The organism is Gardnerella sp. DNF01159, from assembly GCF_049244215.1.
Lineage (GTDB): Bacteria > Actinomycetota > Actinomycetes > Actinomycetales > Bifidobacteriaceae > Bifidobacterium > Bifidobacterium swidsinskii.
Genome location: NZ_CP058387.1, coordinates 1,300,880 through 1,318,020 on the forward strand (window position 1 = coordinate 1,300,880; position 17,141 = coordinate 1,318,020).

Consider the following 17,141-nt stretch of genomic DNA (forward strand, 5'->3'; position numbering starts at 1 on the left):
AATCAGGTTTACCACATGCTGCAGTCGTTTTTACTCATATTGTGTCACGAACTTAGGTATGCTTGAGCGTACTGCAATGTAATTGTTCGTAAGAAGGGGCGCATCGTGCAAGAACTGGAAGAACGCATTCTCCAAGATGGTATCGTAAAACCAGGCAATGTATTAAAAGTAGACGCTTTTTGAACCACCAGTGCGATGTGAATTTATTTGATCATATGGGAGCCGCTTGGGCTGAGCATTTCCGCGACGCAAATATTACTAAGATTCTTACGATTGAAGCTTCTGGTATTGGAATTGCATGTGTTGCAGCACGCCATTTTGGTGGAGTTCCTGTGGTTTTTGCAAAGAAAGCTCAGTCGATTAATCTCGATGGCGACCAATACGTATCTACGGTATTTTCTTTTACAAAGCAGCGCGAGTTTCCGGTGATTGTGTCACGTAAGTATTTAAGTGCGGAAGATCGCGTGCTTATTTTGGATGATTTTTTGGCGAACGGCAAAGCTTTGCAAGGATTAATCGACATTTGCAATCATGCTGGAGCTAGCGTTGCCGGCATTGGAATCGCTATCGAAAAGGGCTTCCAAGGTGGTGGAGATGCGCTTCGTGAAGCTGGATATGACTTGGATTCGCTGGCGATTGTTGACGCGATGGATCCTGTTGATGGGTCGATTTCGTTCCGTAAGTAGCGCTCCGACCTGCTTTCGCGCTTAGAGCGTAGCGCGCGAAAGTAACTCGGAGCGGAAACTCGCTAAAGTTGGAAGTCCAGTGGACTTCCAACGCGAGTTTCGTAGCGAGCGTATTCCTCACGGCTATTGGTAGCCGTTCGGCTGATTTGGCATGTGAAGCACACCGTGCTTCACAATTGAGCCAAATCACGCTTTGAAGGAGCTTGAAATCCCAATGATTTCAAGCTCGGTCAAAGCGCTGCGCGAGCGCCCTTCGCTCAGTGCGAAAAATCTCAAATCTCTACCACACTGGTATTCGTGCAACTAAAGTCACGAAATTAAGCTGCGGTGGGGTGTGTGGTATTTGTGCCCGGTGTGACGTGTGCAGCAGCACGGATGTTAGCGTTCTTTGGACAGTAATAAATCAACGTTTGCAGAGCATTACTGCAAAGCTTCAGAAGGTTTGGGAGAAATACGACTCTTAATTTACGCGGCTGTAAAGTTTATGCCGGATTCAGGAGCGCAAACTCACTGAAGTAAGTCTAATTGTGAAGGAAACGAGAAAAATTTTTCGCAAATGGTAATTTTGTCGAAAAATACGATAAAGTAGTCCGGTTGGTATACTTCAACACGTATTGCAACAAACAATTGATTAGGTGGCTAAACATATGACTGAAGTGGTGATTGCAAGCGCTGTACGTACGCCTATTGGCAAATTCGGCGGCAGCTTATCTTCGCTTTCCTCAGTTGATTTAGGAACAATCGCAGCAAAAGCAGCAATAGAACGCGCTAGAATTAGCTCACACGACGTGGATCAAGCTATTTTTGGAAACGTATTACAAGCAGGCAGCGGACAAAACGTTGCTCGCCAAATTGCGTTAAAAGCAGGATTAGATACTTCTAGCAGCGCAATGACAATTAACGAAGTATGCGGATCCGGCTTAAAAGCAGTGCGCTTAGCACAATCCGCAATCGTTATGGGAGATGCGCAAGTTGTTGTTGCAGGCGGCACTGAAAGCATGAGCAACGTACCGTTTTACGCAACTAATTCGCGATTTAGCGGACACAAATACGGGAATTTTGCCCTTATTGACGGTTTGCAACGAGACGGCTTAAACGACGCTTTTACTGGCGACGCAATGGGCGTTACTGCAGAAAATGTTGCAGCAAAATTTGGTATTACTCGCGAAGCACAAGATATTTTTGCACTCAAATCTCACCAAAAAGCTGTTGCCGCTATTAAAAGAGGCGATTTTGCTTCTGAAATTGTGCCAGTAACGCTTGCAAACGGAACTGTTATAACTCGCGACGAGCATCCTCGCGAAGATACGTCTTTAGAGCAGTTGTCGAAATTGCGCACGCTTTTTAAAGCGTCGGAAGAAACTGCGGACGCGACTTGCGAAGTTGACAAGCGCGAAGTTGGCGAAAACGAAGTTTGCAAGCACGAATCGACTGTAACTGCAGGAAACGCAAGCGGAATTAACGACGGAGCTGCAGCTCTAGTGCTTATGAGCAAAGATTACGCGCAAGCGCACGGAATTGAATATCTTGCGCAAATTGTGGGATTCGCAGAAGGCGGAATCGACCCAGATTTAATGGGATACGCTCCAAAACATGTAATGGAACGCATGCTAAATGCGACCGGCAGCAACGTTGACAACATTGACTTATTCGAAATAAACGAAGCGTTTGCAGCGCAAAGCATTGCTGTTTCGGAGCAACTTCATATTGACGAGTCAAAACTCAACGTACGCGGTGGAGCAATTGCACTCGGACATCCGCTTGGCGCTAGCGGAGCGAGGATTTTGACGACGCTTATATACGCTTTGCGAGATAGCAATAAGTTAAATGGAGTTGCTGCGCTGTGCGTCGGCGGCGGAATCGGCGTTTCTATGCAAATTAGAATGCGAAACAATCAAGCCAGAATGTAAAACAATAAAGTCAGAATGCAAACAACCAAGTCAGAATGCAAAGCGATCAGAAGCATTCGTAGTCTACAAATCATGAGGTGATTTCGATGGCTGCTTTTCGTGAATTAAGCGTGGAAAATCGCATAAAAACCTTGCAAAATGAGGGCGCAATTAACAAGGCTGAGGCAGCATTTTTGCTTAAACAGTTTGCGGAAAGTTCCGATACTACAATTTCTACAGACGTTGCAAATCATATGATTGAGCATCAAATTGGAAAGTATACGCTGCCGGTTGGCGTTGTGCGTGGGCTGATTGTGAACAGCGAAGTGCGTGACGTGCTGGTTGCAACTGAGGAGCCATCCGTGATTGCAGCTGCGTGCAATGGGGCGCGGATTGCTGCAGCAAGCATTGAAGGTTGCATTGTAGCAAACTCGCCACAATACGTGACTACAGCGCAAATAGCTTTTGAGGACGCTGACGGGAGCGTGGCGGCGCGTTTGAGCAGAATCGTTGAAGATAAAGAAAAGGTTGCAGAACTGTTGCGCATTGCAAACGAGTCACACCCATCAATGAGTAAAAGGGGTGGCGGCGCGCGAAAATGCCGCGCTTCAGCTTTGCACGGCTTCGCAAAGCTCGAGATTGACGTAGACACATGCGACGCAATGGGCGCAAACACAGTGAACACTATGGGCGAAGCCGTCAAAGCCCAGCTGAAAAGCTGGCTCGGCGTGCAGGCGCTAGTTGCAATACTCACGAACACCAGCCGCGTTGCCAGCACAGCAGAAGTGCATATACCGGTTGAAGCACTAGCATCCAGGCGGCTGGAAGACTCTGAACGAGAGCGCGAGGGAAAGCGCCTTGCGCGCCGAATCGCGGCATTGAGCGCACTTGCCGCCAGCGACCCTGCACGCGCCGCCACGCACAACAAAGGAATCCTAAACGGAATCGCAGGAGCCGCGCTCGCGTCCGGGAATGATACGCGAGCGCTAGAATCGGCAGCACACGCGTGGGCGGCGCGCTCCGGTCGCTACCTACCACTGTCAAAGTGGAACACCGAAACTTTAAACGGAAAAACCATACTCCACGGCAGTATTGAAATTCCGCTACAGATCGGCATTGTCGGCGGCTCAATCTCATCGCTTCCAATGGCAAAACTCGCGATCAAAATCGGCAAATACAAAAACGCAAACGACTTTAGAAATACGCTTGCCGCGCTCGGTTTGGTGCAAAATCTTGCGGCTCTTCGCGCACTAGCAGGCCCTGGAATTCAAGCAGGTCACATGGCATTGCAGTCTTCAAACCTGGCAATTGCAGCAGGTGCCAAAGGTGCGGAAATCGCAGAAATCACGCATAATATTTTGCAACTTAGCCCTGCAGAAAGAACTACAGAAAAAGTTACGCAATTACTTCAAAAGTTACGAGAATCAAGTAAAAATTAAGAAAATTTAGGGGTTTATGACAAATGAGCACACAAAATATCAAAATATCAGCAACCGCAGCAGCCAACACAACCACAACCTCCGCAACCACTCCCCTTGCCGTCGGCATTGACCGCATCTCCTTCGCAACGCCGCACTATTACCTAAACCTCGAGGAATTGGCGGAACACCGCGGAATCGACCCTAACAAATTCACAATCGGAATCGGTCAAAGCGAACAATCCGTGCCACCAAATCACCAAGACATCGTCACTCTCGCCGCGCAAGCCGCACTCCCACTACTACCATACATCGATAGCAATCGCCTCAAAATGCTCATCGTCGGCACAGAAAGCGGCGTCGACGCAAGTAAATCCAGCGCGCTATACGTTCAAAATCTGCTAAAACTCACGCCGTGGGTGCGCTCTATTGAAGTAAAAGAGGCTTGCTACGGCGGAACGGCAGCTTTGATGATGGCATGCGATTATGTGCGCGCGCACGCAGAAAAAAATCCGCAAGTGCTTGTTATTGCAGCCGATATTGCGCGCTACGGGCTTGCTACCCCTGGCGAAGTTACGCAAGGCGCTGGGGCTGTGGCAATGCTTGTGAGCGCGAATCCGCACGTGCTTAAAATTAACGACGACAGCGTTGTAAAATCCGCGGATATTCAGGACTTTTGGCGACCTGTTTACCAAGACACCGCTCTTGCTCACGGCAAGTTTTCAACCGAGCAATACATACAATTTTTCTGCGAAGTTTGGCAAAAGTATTGCGCGCAAAACGATTGCAATTTCAACGATTTCGCCGGATTGTGCTTCCATTTGCCATATACGAAAATGGGTTTGAAAGCACTTAAGGCTGCGATGGATTCTTGCGCAAATTCTTGCTCTGATTCTTGCGATAATAGCAACCTAAGCGAGTCGTCGCGCAATCGCTTACTTTCGCGCTACGAAACCAGCACGAAGTACAGCCGTCGTGTAGGCAACATCTATACAGGTTCCCTGTATTTGGGATTGCTGTCTTTACTTGAGTTAGACGAATTTACTTGCGAAAATAGTGATCTTACTGCACTTAAAAGCGGCGATAAGATTGGACTATTTTCTTATGGTTCCGGCGCTGTTGGTGAATTTTTCAGCGGCACGATTGCGCCAGGATTTAGAGATGCGCTGTTTGCGCGCGAGCATGCGGATATGCTTGATTCGCGCGTGCATTTAAGCGTTGCTGATTACGAGGAGATGTTTGAAAGCGTTGCGCCTTACGCTCCGGAAGATTTCGAAAGCAGCACGTCTTGCCGCGAAGGTGCAAGCTTCTTCCTGGACGACATCACATCGCAAGAGCGTCACTACTCCGCGCGCTAAAATCGAGCGAGCGCACGTTTCAATCGGATTCTCGCGCGTAGCCGACTTTCCCTTTACACGCACGTAAAGTTTCTGCCTCCATCCAGTCATTTCGCGACCCTTCCTTTACACCGCAGTAAACTTTCTGCCGTTATTTCGTGCGCAACCGACCCTTCCTTTACACGACTGCAAACTTTCTGCTGCCTTCACGCCCTTTCCCGTCAATCGAGACGAAGACAGACCGAGCTTTCACTGAAAGTGCAGTGCACTTTCAGTCCTGAGAAAGCTCGGCAGAATAAAAAAGCTTCAAGCGCGAAATGCAGCAACACAAACCTGACACACTGCGTTAAACACACTAGCCCACACTTTCTGCGTCTTTATTGACGCAGAAAGACCTCGCTTGCGTTGGAAGCACACTGTGCTTCCAACCTGAACAAGCTCAGCGAATTAAAAAAGCCTAAAGCAATTTCACATGCTTTAGGCTTAGTTAATTCGCGGATGAGGCGAGATTCGAACTCGCGGTAGGTTTCCCTACAACGGTTTTCAAGACCGTCTCCTTAGACCGCTCGGACACCCATCCATTTGCGCATGAAAACAATCAAATTGCCGTTTTCAACGCACAAGTGGTAAGCATATCATCACGTATAGAACGCAACACACAACACCCAGATTCAAAAAGCTTATCAACTAAAAAATAAAGCCTAGGCAATTTCCCGGGCTTTGTAGCTAATTAAACGGTTTTTTGAAACAAACGCCGTGTTTGTGCACGAGTAAACTCACGCTTCCCACTTAGTAGGCTCAATGACTTCCTTGCCACCCATATAAGCTTGCATAGCCTTTGGAATATCAATCGAACCATCTTCATGCTGATGATTTTCCAAAATAGCCACAAGCCAGCGAGTAGTAGCCAAAGTGCCGTTAAGCGTACTAACTGGGCGAGTTCCGCCATCTTCCATACGTTCGCGCACATTCAATCGGCGAGCCTGATACTCAGTGCAGTTAGAAGTAGAAGTAAGCTCACGGTAACGTCCTTGCGTTGGAACCCAAGCTTCACAATCAAACTTACGAGCGGCAGAAGAACCAAGGTCACCTGCAGCAGTATCAATAATGCGGTAAGGCACTTCCACCTTAGCAAGCATTTCCTGCTCCATACCGAGCAACTTTTGATGCTCAGCGCGAGAATCTTCCTGCTTGCAATAAACGAACATCTCAACCTTATCGAACTGATGCACACGAATAATACCGGAAGTATCCTTTCCAGCAGCACCAGCTTCACGACGGTAGCAGCTCGACCAACCGCAATAACGCAAAGCACCATTGCTTAAGTCAAGAATCTCATCCTCATGCATGCCAGCCAAAGCAACCTCGGAAGTACCGACCAAATACTGATCATCTGGTTCGCGCAAACGGTAAATCTCGTCCGCATGAGAATTCAAAAAGCCAGTTCCGCGCATTACTTCTGGGCGAACAAGCGTTGGCGTAATCGCAAGCGTAAAACCGTGCTCTTCGGCTTGATCAACAGCCATAGTAAGCATTGCGATTTGCAAGCGAGCCACAGCACCGCGCAAGAAGTAGAAGCGAGAGCCTGCAACCTTCACGCCACGACGCATATCAATTCCAGCAACACCAGTTCCAAGAGTCAAATGATCCTTTGGCTCAAAACCTTCAGCTGCAAAATCGCGAGGCGTACCAACCTTCTTAACTACAACATAGTCGTCTTCTCCGCCTTCTGGAGCTTCATCTTCAACGATGTTAGAAAGCTTCCACATTGCCGTAGTGTAGTCGGCAGTAGCTTTTTCGGATTCAGCTTTGTATTCCGCAACTTTCGAAGCTAATTCTTTAGTTTCGGCAATAAGCGCAGCCTTTTCCTCCGCGCTAACTGTTGCAACCTTCTTACCAATAGCTTTTTGCTCGGCGCGAGCTTCTTCAAAAGCCTTAAGAGCAGTTCGGCGCAAATCATCGCTGCGCAATACTTCATCGACGAGCTCAACGGATTCACCGCGCTTGCGCTGCGATTCCTTAACTACGTCGGCATGTTCACGAATAAATTGGATATCAAGCATGACTCCTAGCCTAGTGCCGCAAGACGACAGATAAGCGCACTATCGGCAACTTTATGCAAGGCGGCACGTACAATAAAGCAAATACGCAAAATATTGAGGGGGTAATATGGCAGCAATACATGCTACTACAGAAAATTTTGAGAAGATTGCTTCGACAAATGAAATAGTTGTTGTTGATTTTTGGGCAACATGGTGCGGTCCATGCAGATCTTTTGGTCCTATTTTTGAGAAGGTCAGTGAAAAATATCCCGAAATTCCTTTCGTAAAAGTTGATATTGACAAAAGCAACGAGATTGCTGCAGCTGCTCAAATCCAAGCTGTTCCAACAGTAATGGTTATTAAGCGCGGCGAAGTTATTTATAGACAAGCGGGAGCATTACTAGCTTCTGATTTGGAAGATTTGGTTGAACAAGCTAAATCTTACGAATCTAATGATTCTGAATCTGATTTATAGACTATGCCATGAGATATAATACGTGAGGTTTTGCATATACGTTTTGCACATACACTTTAACGCATGTTTCTCATGTTTTATTAGTCTACGTTGCGAGCGTTTGCAAGTATCAATAGAGTAATTGCAGAAATAAGGAGGGTTATGACCAGTCACCGTAAGCATACTGTTACGCTTGGTTCACTCAGTTTACGACAGTGGGCTAGAGTTAGTGCGGTTATTTTGGGCTTCGTTGCTTTGGTGATACTTGGTTTTGCCTCGCGAGATTTTTACGCTTCGTCTAAAGGTCACGCTGTTCAGGTTACTTCTTATTCAGCAACCGATTCTTCGCAAGTTTCTCGTAGTGCTAGCCGTAGTATGTTGCATAATGGCGCGACTTCATATATTAACGTTGTTATAAATGGTCATCATCGTACTATTTTGGGCACTGATTTCACTGATGTAAAATCCGTTCTTGATGCTGGAGATATCACTCTTGAGCCACACGATGTTGTTACTCCATCTCTTACAACTAAAGTTAGCGAATCAACTGTTATTACTATTAATCGTGCAGGCGCAAAATTAGAGAATTCCGACGACCCAATCGCGTTTAACGTCGTTAAAAAGGAAACTGCTGCACTTCCAAAAGGTACTGAGAAGGTGCAAAGTGAAGGCGCTAACGGCGTAATGGAAACAGCAAAAATAGTTACTCGAGCTAAGGGAAAAATAGTTTCCTCTAATATTTTTGCTTCTTATGTTAAAAAAGCTCCAAAAGATAAGGTTATTCTTGTTGGAACTGGCGGCTCTTCTGCCGGAATTGGCTTAACTGCTTCTATCGGTACGACTGTTCCTGCTGGCGAGATGCAACAATGGGCTCACGACTGGCTTATCTCTAACGGTTATAGTGAAGCTGATTTTACTGCAACAGTATTTATTATTTCTCATGAGTCCGGTTGGCGCGTAAACGCAATGAATCCTTCTGGGGCCTACGGTTTACCTCAAGCTTTGCCAGGCGGAAAAATGGCTTCTGCTGGCGCTGATTGGGCAACTAACTATCAAACGCAGCTCCGCTGGTTCTGGAATTATTGCAATGGTCGTTATGGCTCCATTCAAGGCGCTTACAATCATTGGCTTTCCTACCACAGCTACTGATTAGAATCAGTCTAAATATCATTGTTTTGCGCAAAATAAATTTTTAAATAACTTTTGTTTTGCGTAAATTAAGTTTTGCAATTTTTGTTGTAATAGATAAGAGAATAGACTTAAGTCGATTGACTTTTGCCACCTATGCTTAAAAATACGCTTAAGAAAAACTATGTTTAAGAACAAAAAAGGATGTTTTATTTTGACGCACTCAACATGGCTGTCTAATAAAAGCCAAGATCTCAGTCATGCATTAACAGGCGAAGAAGCATACAATAACAATCGTCTTACACGTCCTGCTTTAATTTCTCTCGCTATTCTTACGTTTATTACATTTATCGGCAATTTCGCACAATTACAACTTACTGCAGCATTGCCAACAATAGTTCAAGAATTTGGTATAAGCGTCACAACTGGTCAGTGGCTTACTTCTATTTTCCAGCTGATTATGGCAATTATGGTTCCACTTACAGCATTTTTAACAAGACGCTTTTCTACTCGCCAAATTGTTATTACTTCCATGTCGCTTTTTACTTTTGGATCCGTACTTGCATGGCTTAGTAACGACTTTATGATGGCACTGGTTGGTCGAACTCTTGAAGCTATTGGCACTGGCGTAATGTGGCCTGTTTTACAAATTACCGTATTCTCCGTCTACCCTGTTACTCGCAGAGGTATGGCAATGGGAAGCGTTGGCATGGCTATGAGTATTGCTCCAGCAATCGGTCCTACTATTGGCGGTTTGCAAACTGATATTAATGGATGGCGTTCTATTTTCTGCTCTCTTACTATTATCGGAGCAATATCCGTCGTTTTGGCAGTATTTTTCTTGCATAATTTTGGAGAACACGATCTTAACGCGCATGCTGATTTCTTCTCGGTTGGCCTTTCGGTTATTGGCTTCGGCGGGCTCATGTTTGGATTCACTAATATTGAAGGATGCGGAATTTCACACCCATTATCTTGGGCTCCTATGATTATTGGCACTTTTGGAATTGCTTGGTTTGTTATAAGGCAGTTGCGAGCGCAAAAACGCGGTCACACTCCTCTTCTTGGTCTTAATGTGCTTAAAAACCGCTACTTTATGGTAGGTACTATTTGCGCTTGCCTTACATTTTTTGCTTTCAGCTCAATTATGGTGCTTATTCCGCTTTATATTCAGTCTGATCGTGGTTTTTCAGCAACTATGAGCGGCTTAATTCTGCTTCCTGGAGCGTTCGGCATGGCTATTTCGCAGTATTTTGGTGGTCGTATGCTAGATCGCTTTGGAGTGCGCCCAGTTGCTATGGCAGGCTCTATTATTCTGTTTTTTGGCACTGTAATGATGAGTCTTATTGACATGGATACATGGATTTGGTGGATTTCCATTTGGCAGTTTACTCGCCAAATTGGCATGGGATTCTTGCTTATGCCAATAACTACGTGGTCGCTTAATTGTTTGCGTAAGGAAGAACTTGGCGATGGTTCGGCTGTAACTAATACTATGCGTCAGCTTTGGGGAGCTATTGGAGCACCTGTTTTAGTAGTTACAATGACAGTATTGACAACTCTTCACCATTCTGGCACAGGTCACGCTGCCGATGTTGCTGCTAGTATTTTCGGAGTTCAATGGACTTTGCGCATTAGTGCTATTATTACAGGAATTATGGCTCTTATCGTTATTTTTGGAGTCAAGGGCGAAGGCACGGGTTCTGCTCACAATCTTGCGCGTAGAGCTATTGATCGCATGCGCGTGTTGCATATTCCTCATTCAGCAGAGCATCACGACGTAATGCACGATCACACTCATAATCATTACTAAACGCTTATTAAACGCTTACTAAGTCGCTTTACGAATACCAAACTGAGAAATCCTTACTTTGGTAATTTTTGTGCAGAACAGTTATGCAATACGCTTTCCATACTCTGCTTTTCTTCGCGAGTTACAGTTAAACCATATTTATACTTAACAGCTATTTGCCTAGCAACATATTCGCACCTGAAGGTTTTGTTTGAAGGAAGCCAGTAAGCTGCGGACGCGGAACCTTTTTCTTGATTAGCAGCTCCCTCAACCGCGAGTAGGTTCATCATATCGTTGCCAAATTTTAATCGTTTTGCACGATTCCATTTCCACGCTCCAGATTCCCACGCATTTTGTAATGCAACAACATGATCTATTTGAACTAATGCACTGGTTTTTCGCCCACGCACGAAGTGAATATCTTTGCCAGTATACGGATCATGCAACAAGCCGAAACGCACTTGGCAGGATCCTGCGTACTTGTATTTCACATTTTGTAAATCACGCGCTAAAACGTCTTCCCTAACGTCACATCCGTTACCGTCATCGTCAGTAGTACGATATCCAAATACTTGACGCTCGTACCCGTAATGATAAGGCTTAGATATACGCAATTTTTCCAATGCTTGCGCAGCTTCTCCGCTTGCTTCATATTCTCCTGTAATCTTCCCAACGCTACTGTTTATTTTAGGAAGCAACAAGCCAATAACAATCCCACATAAAACAGCAAACAGCAGCATCCAGAACAGCGCAAGAAACTGCCTCTTGTTACAACGATTACGCATGCTCAGTCCCCCAACTCAACTTATGCATATTCAATATTTTTTAAATTAAAGTTAGTTACTGCTCTTAACTCTCATAACAGACGGTATTCTTTGTAAAACAACATCTACAACTTGCTGAATCATAATTACCAGCAAAACCATTGCCATAACAGCATAAACCGTACTCCATGCTGGAATATTAGCTGGCACCGGATGAATGGTGTGAGAAACCACTAGTGCGGCTACAGAAATGCTAATTAACGATATAGCAAGAACAAGTGCCGACATGCCTCCACTTTTACGAGCCAGACGCATTCTTTGTTGAGAAACTTTATGCATTGAAGTAACCATTCGATTAACGCAATGCTCACCTTGCCTAAATGCAAGTACTTCATCGATACCAAGCTCAATATCACTTACTTCATTCTCAACTTCATGTTGTTCAATGCGCACTTTATTTGCAATATGCTTGGAGCGTATAAGTAAGTATCGAGGAACAATAAACATAATAAACACGCACGAAACAATAGCTACATAAGACAAATTCGCATCGAAATAGTACAAAACAACCATAAGAGGTACAACTGCAAATATCATTCCGACATTCATGCTGATATGAGCTTTATGCCAATGTTCGTGATGCATATCTACACCTGCAAATGTTGTAACAAGAGTTAATGCACGAACTGCCATACAAGCAACAGCAACAAGCACGCACTGTTGCATTACAAAACCAAATATTGGACGTCCTGCAACAGCAAACATCGCTGAAACAATAGCAACAGGAATACATACTGCAGAAACAAGATTGAGAGCAGTACTAAACATTGATATAAAAGCAAAAATAGCACGTTTGAACTTTGAGATTGTTCTCACTTCATAAGTATAAGCAATACTTGCAATAGAAGAAATATGCTTGTTTTTATTAGGATCTTGCTGAGCTTGCTCAACATTATGCGAGTTTTGCGAGTTTTGAGATTCGTTTAATTGATTTAGTTGCGTAATATTTTTAGAACTATCATTAGCAACATGACGATACGATTCTACAGTTGCTATTTCGTCCGTTGAGCTAATGCCATCATCATTTGGCATTAATACTATTACATTTGCATAACGCGCTATGCGACGCAATATTTTAACAATTTCTTCAGCCTCATGATTGCTAATATCACATTGGGAATAATCAAAAACGTACACTTTAGTGTGTCTTAAAATTGCTCTAGCAAGAATAACGCGACGCTTTAAATCTTCAGAATTATAGGATGCTTCAGGATTATTAAAAAGTCTATCTATTGGCATATCTAGACCGTCGTAATCGGCATAAACAACACCATCTATTCGCACAGCTCGCAATGCATCCCACATCGCAGTAGTCGTAGCTGTTGGAGCAGCCAAAAGTAAGTTTTCTCGCAATGTTGTGGAAAATAGATGACTTCGCTCGCTAACTATAGTAACAATATCTGCTAAAGCTGCAGAACTTGCATCGTTCAACGACAAGTAAGATGCACTATCGTTTGCGTCAAATACTTCAGAAACTACAAATGGAGAAACGTCGTCTTCATGAATATCATAACGGTCGCTATAAGAAAGCAATATGTCAGCAGATTTATTAAAACCTGTTCCAGAAAGTATTTTCTCACGCATAACATGATGATATTTACTTGGAATAACTTGCAATTCACCAGATTTTGCAATTATCGATAAACGTTGAGCTTCATTAGTATTCGCATTATTTTCCGAAATATTGCATCGCATACGCAAAGCAATATTGGTTGAGCCATCAGGCAAAGATAATGTTGAACCGTCGTCACTAAATGCTATTGGAGCAGGAGAATCAGTAACCATTTGCAACAATGCTTCAACATGATTCAAACCATTAACAGCATGTTTAACTACATGCATATTCTTACCAACAATTCTCAGTGGCTGGACGCTTAACATTAACAAAGGCATTGTCAACAGAGCTGCAGCAAGACCTACACCTTTAACGGAAGATAACCAAACAGTTGCAACAATTGCGAGTCCAGCAATAACATAGGCAAATAATGCACTTACACAACGCCACGATACTGGGCTTAGTGCCAACGAGAATATAAGAGAAGCAACATTAAACAACGCAGCTAATGCGCAAATCCCAGCTATAGCAGGGTTAACTGTAAATAGTGCTGCAGAAACGACTACAGGAACAGGAATAGATGCAATAATTTGTGGAACTAAAGAAGCAACAAAACTTTGTATTGCAAAAATATCTTCATTTACGCGCAAAGAAGTAATGTCATGAGAATCTTCAATATCTACAGAGCGTAGAGATAACATTGCGCGCAACATTTTAGGGCGCAAACGCATAGCTATTCGCGACTCAATTTCTGCACAAACAGTACACGACCAGTAAAAAACTGCATATTTCAGCAAAATAATAGCAGCTAAAACAATAATGTAAGACGTAAATTCAACAGAACTCATTAAAGAAGTTCCAGTAGAACGAACAGGTCTTAATACTGGAGACAACATCCCAACGCAAACGTAGACAAAAGCTATGTTTACAAGATAAGAAATCGCAAGACACGCCGACCTTAAAACAACTAGATGCTTAATTCCTGGCACGAACGCAAAGCAGCGATTTATCATCTCCTGATCCTTTTCTTTATTCCATATTTATTCAAAAACCACACACTCCCAACAGATGTTAAGATTACGCTTCACACACACCATCAACACGCCGACAGCCGCGTAATTATGCTGATTTTAAGCCATTTTGCCAGATATTAGCATTAAGAAAATAAAGTTGTTTCACAACTGTTTCACGCAATATTTAAATAATCAAAAAAATAATTAAAAATACCATTCTTAATTCTATTCTCAATAATTTTTTCATACAATTTTTCACGATCGCAAAATTATCTCAATACTGCACCAATAGAAGAACGCAATTTTAAGCTAGCAGGTATTTGTCCAACTCCATGAGACATATCTGGGAATGCTGGTTCAGGCCCATGATTCATTAATCTCAAAGCTTCACGCACTGCCAACGATCCTAATTGCTGCATATCGAGACTCACAGTTGTAAGAGGTGGGAAAAAATCACTTATTGCCGGAATATCGCCGAAACCAACAACACTAATATCACTCGGAATTTTCAAACCGTGCTCATACAAGGAACGCACAACTCCTACTACCTGCTCATCGCTTGAAGCAACAATAACAGTCGGCAATGCAATGCCATCTATACCAAATTTCTCAATCATATGATTCATTCGCGCGTAACTTTCAGAAGACTTCCACGAAGTACATTGCACAATATGCGAATGAATACCTTGAGCAGTTGAAAGTGAACGCCATGCAATGAGTCGCGTTGCAGCACCTCTCCATTGTGAAGGACCTGCTATATAAATAGCATTTCGATGTCCATAATGCGCAATAAGTGACACAATATCGTTCATTGCGCGAGATTGATTAATCCCAATCATTGAATACTCAACGTTGCTATGAGAACGCAACATATTCATGCCTTCATGCGCGCTTATTGCACCATGAGTAGCAGTAACACATACGCACGGCTTAAGAATACGCGTACGACACAGTGACGTAAATATTGCGTCTGTTGGAGCGTCAATTATTAATCCGTCGACATTTTGCTCTTCAAAACTCTCGCATAAATCTTGAATATCACTTTGTTCACATAACGTTTCGTTGACCATGCTAATAGAAAGAAAAAGACCACGAGATTTTGCTTGCGCTTCTATAGGAGCAATAATGTTTCGAGATGTTCTATTTTCTGCACCAACGATAAGCCCTAAAGTACGCGACCTCTTAGTCGCTAATGCGCGCGCTGAATTACTTGGATAATACCCAAGTTGCTCAATAACTCGCAGAACTTTAATTCGCGTGTTAGCAGAAACATCAGGAGAATTATTAATAACGCGAGAAACAGTTTGATGACTTACGCCAGCAGCATGCGCAACATCGATCATTGACACGCGTTTTGCTTCATTTTCTGCCATATATACCCCTCGCTTATAGATGCCAAGACAGTCTATGCAAATCGCTAGGTCCTACTTTTTTAATGGCATTGCGATGAGCTAAAGAGCCGTAACCCTTATTACTTGCCCAATCGTAGGCTGCATATTTCGGATTTTTAGCAAGAGATACCATAAGATTATCCCTAGTAACTTTTGCCAAAACTGCAGCTGCAGCTACGCTCGCACACTGTCTGTCTGCTTTTACTAAAGTATGGACTTTTACAGGCTCAGGAATGTAAGGAGCGTCAAAAGTATTTGCGACTTTGTCAATATAATCGCAAGGTCCATCCAATATTGCTGCAATACGAAAGTTTGAATTCTCACGCGTATTCTCACGCGTATTCGCATTTACGCTAAAACTTAGCTTTTTAATATCTTCCTCAACTTTAGAAATTGCTTTTAATGCAGCAACACCAAGAGCATAGCTAATACCCCACTCATCAATTTCTGTGTTAGTGCAAGACCCGACTGCCCAAGTTGTACACCATTTTTGCAACGGTTCATAAAGCTCTTCTCGACGCTTTTCACTCAGCAATTTAGAATCAGCTAAGCCTTCAGGCATATAGTTTTCTTTTACTTGTTTAATTCCAATAACTGCAGCTCCTACCATCACAGGACCTGCAAGAGAGCCTCTTCCTACTTCATCAAGACCAATAACCCAATCATAGCCTTCGCAAAGCAGATCTTGCTCATATTTAAATGATGGAACAAGCGGTATATTGGATGATTTATTTGACATAATTAAAATCAGTAGATACAAGTCGCGCTAACACAATTTCGTTAATACTCATTGCGTTAATACTTTTTATTTTGCAGGACGATCAGGCACATCTTTAAAATCATCATGGTGTTCGTCTAAAAGACCAATTCGATCAAGCGGCCACGATCTAAACACAGCAACTCCCTCGATTTTGGAAATCGGAACTAAGCCATCATCGCCATCATTGCGATGATATCGTGAATCCGCAGAATTAGAACGATTATCGCCCAAAACAAACACGTGACCAGCTTTAACTTTTACTTTAAACGGAAAAGCACTCGGGTCAACACCAGGACGAATATAGGAAGATTCTCGTATTGGAACACCGTTTACAACAATAGGCTGCCCAGCGCCTTTACACTCAACAGTATCCCCAGGCAAACCAATAAGACGCTTAATTAAATCCTTGCCAACAACACCGGAAGAATTTTCACCACTCAACCAATGTGCAGGATCCTCAAAAACAACAATATCTCCACGCTTTAATGGGAATAAGCGCGGAGTTAGCTTAGTCGTAATAACATAATCGCCAATATGAATAGTATCTAGCATAGAGCCAGAAGGAATTGTGTAAGCTCCAAATAGGAACACACGAATAAGTATCACTACTAATACTGGAATACCGAACCATGTTATAGCATCGCGCAAAGTTAGGCGGTCATTTTTAGCACGCTTAGAATGTGCAAAATGCTTACCTTTTCTATTTTTGCGCTTAAACATGCGAGAGCCGGAAGGTAAATCTCCTTCCGGCTCTGGTGGAACCGGTGAAGGATCTATACCATGACCCGCTACTGAAACGATATGAGTATCGCTAATTTGCGTGTCATCAGTCATAACAAATACCCTTCACAT

General features: G+C 43.6%; 12 protein-coding genes, 1 tRNA gene and 1 pseudogene. 7 read left to right on the forward strand and 7 right to left on the reverse strand.

Annotated features, from left to right (window positions below):
• Positions 1-105 precede the first annotated feature (105 nt).
• The 4 genes and pseudogenes from HXT39_RS05110 (at position 106) to HXT39_RS05125 (ending at position 5,351) form a co-directional block, all read left to right on the forward strand.
• A pseudogene (locus HXT39_RS05110) lies at positions 106-686 on the forward strand (xanthine phosphoribosyltransferase).
• Positions 687-1,333: 647 nt separating this feature from the next.
• Entirely contained in the window at positions 1,334-2,596 is a 1,263-nt protein-coding gene (locus tag HXT39_RS05115) for an acetyl-CoA C-acyltransferase (RefSeq protein WP_103013917.1), read from the forward strand.
• Between the two features lie 86 nt (positions 2,597-2,682).
• Positions 2,683-4,014 (forward strand): hydroxymethylglutaryl-CoA reductase, degradative, encoded by a 1,332-nt coding sequence (locus HXT39_RS05120; protein WP_103013916.1) that lies wholly within the window; start codon positions 2,683-2,685, stop codon positions 4,012-4,014.
• 23 nt (positions 4,015-4,037) lie between these two features.
• A complete protein-coding gene (locus HXT39_RS05125) occupies positions 4,038-5,351 on the forward strand; it encodes a hydroxymethylglutaryl-CoA synthase (RefSeq protein WP_103013915.1) in 1,314 nt (437 codons plus the stop codon).
• A gap of 474 nt (positions 5,352-5,825) precedes the next feature.
• Here HXT39_RS05125 and HXT39_RS05130 read toward each other — a convergent pair.
• Positions 5,826-5,910 (reverse strand) — tRNA-Ser (locus HXT39_RS05130).
• Between the two features lie 196 nt (positions 5,911-6,106).
• Positions 6,107-7,393, reverse strand: coding sequence for a serine--tRNA ligase (serS, locus tag HXT39_RS05135; protein ID WP_103013914.1), 1,287 nt, complete (start codon positions 7,391-7,393; stop codon positions 6,107-6,109).
• Positions 7,394-7,499: 106 nt separating this feature from the next.
• On the opposite strand from serS, the gene trxA reads away from it, so the two are divergent.
• The 3 genes from trxA to HXT39_RS05150 all read left to right on the forward strand — a co-directional run bounded on the left by trxA (position 7,500) and on the right by HXT39_RS05150 (position 10,767).
• Positions 7,500-7,847: a thioredoxin gene (trxA, locus tag HXT39_RS05140; protein ID WP_421793272.1), complete on the forward strand. Its 348-nt coding sequence runs from the start codon at positions 7,500-7,502 to the stop codon at positions 7,845-7,847.
• A gap of 141 nt (positions 7,848-7,988) precedes the next feature.
• Positions 7,989-8,975: a G5 domain-containing protein gene (locus tag HXT39_RS05145; protein WP_033888583.1), complete on the forward strand. Its 987-nt coding sequence runs from the start codon at positions 7,989-7,991 to the stop codon at positions 8,973-8,975.
• A gap of 163 nt (positions 8,976-9,138) precedes the next feature.
• Positions 9,139-10,767, forward strand: coding sequence for an MDR family MFS transporter (locus HXT39_RS05150; protein WP_004110308.1), 1,629 nt, complete (start codon positions 9,139-9,141; stop codon positions 10,765-10,767).
• A gap of 53 nt (positions 10,768-10,820) precedes the next feature.
• On the opposite strand, the gene HXT39_RS05155 is transcribed toward HXT39_RS05150, so the two are convergent.
• The 5 genes from HXT39_RS05155 to lepB form a co-directional block, all read right to left on the reverse strand.
• Positions 10,821-11,531: an HNH endonuclease family protein gene (locus HXT39_RS05155; protein WP_064621542.1), complete on the reverse strand. Its 711-nt coding sequence runs from the start codon at positions 11,529-11,531 to the stop codon at positions 10,821-10,823.
• Between the two features lie 51 nt (positions 11,532-11,582).
• A complete protein-coding gene (locus HXT39_RS05160) occupies positions 11,583-14,138 on the reverse strand; it encodes an ABC transporter (protein ID WP_103013913.1) in 2,556 nt (851 codons plus the stop codon).
• A 269-nt stretch (positions 14,139-14,407) separates the two neighbouring features.
• Positions 14,408-15,511: a LacI family DNA-binding transcriptional regulator gene (locus tag HXT39_RS05165; RefSeq protein ID WP_004110302.1), complete on the reverse strand. Its 1,104-nt coding sequence runs from the start codon at positions 15,509-15,511 to the stop codon at positions 14,408-14,410.
• A 13-nt stretch (positions 15,512-15,524) separates the two neighbouring features.
• Positions 15,525-16,268, reverse strand: coding sequence for a ribonuclease HII (locus HXT39_RS05170; RefSeq protein WP_004110301.1), 744 nt, complete (start codon positions 16,266-16,268; stop codon positions 15,525-15,527).
• Positions 16,269-16,334: 66 nt separating this feature from the next.
• Positions 16,335-17,123 (reverse strand): signal peptidase I, encoded by a 789-nt coding sequence (gene lepB / locus HXT39_RS05175; RefSeq protein WP_004110299.1) that lies wholly within the window; start codon positions 17,121-17,123, stop codon positions 16,335-16,337.
• Positions 17,124-17,141: the final 18 nt, after the last annotated feature.

Coding starts and splice junctions, on each gene's coding strand:
- HXT39_RS05115 (WP_103013917.1), top strand. CDS start 1,334: ATGACTGAAGTGGTGATTGCAAGCGCTGTACGTACGCCTATTGGCAAA.
- HXT39_RS05120 (WP_103013916.1), top strand. CDS start 2,683: ATGGCTGCTTTTCGTGAATTAAGCGTGGAAAATCGCATAAAAACCTTG.
- HXT39_RS05125 (WP_103013915.1), top strand. CDS start 4,038: ATGAGCACACAAAATATCAAAATATCAGCAACCGCAGCAGCCAACACA.
- serS (WP_103013914.1), bottom strand. CDS start 7,393: ATGCTTGATATCCAATTTATTCGTGAACATGCCGACGTAGTTAAGGAA.
- trxA (WP_421793272.1), top strand. CDS start 7,500: ATGGCAGCAATACATGCTACTACAGAAAATTTTGAGAAGATTGCTTCG.
- HXT39_RS05145 (WP_033888583.1), top strand. CDS start 7,989: ATGACCAGTCACCGTAAGCATACTGTTACGCTTGGTTCACTCAGTTTA.
- HXT39_RS05150 (WP_004110308.1), top strand. CDS start 9,139: ATGTTTAAGAACAAAAAAGGATGTTTTATTTTGACGCACTCAACATGG.
- HXT39_RS05155 (WP_064621542.1), bottom strand. CDS start 11,531: ATGCGTAATCGTTGTAACAAGAGGCAGTTTCTTGCGCTGTTCTGGATG.
- HXT39_RS05160 (WP_103013913.1), bottom strand. CDS start 14,138: ATGATAAATCGCTGCTTTGCGTTCGTGCCAGGAATTAAGCATCTAGTT.
- HXT39_RS05165 (WP_004110302.1), bottom strand. CDS start 15,511: ATGGCAGAAAATGAAGCAAAACGCGTGTCAATGATCGATGTTGCGCAT.
- HXT39_RS05170 (WP_004110301.1), bottom strand. CDS start 16,268: ATGTCAAATAAATCATCCAATATACCGCTTGTTCCATCATTTAAATAT.
- lepB (WP_004110299.1), bottom strand. CDS start 17,123: ATGACTGATGACACGCAAATTAGCGATACTCATATCGTTTCAGTAGCG.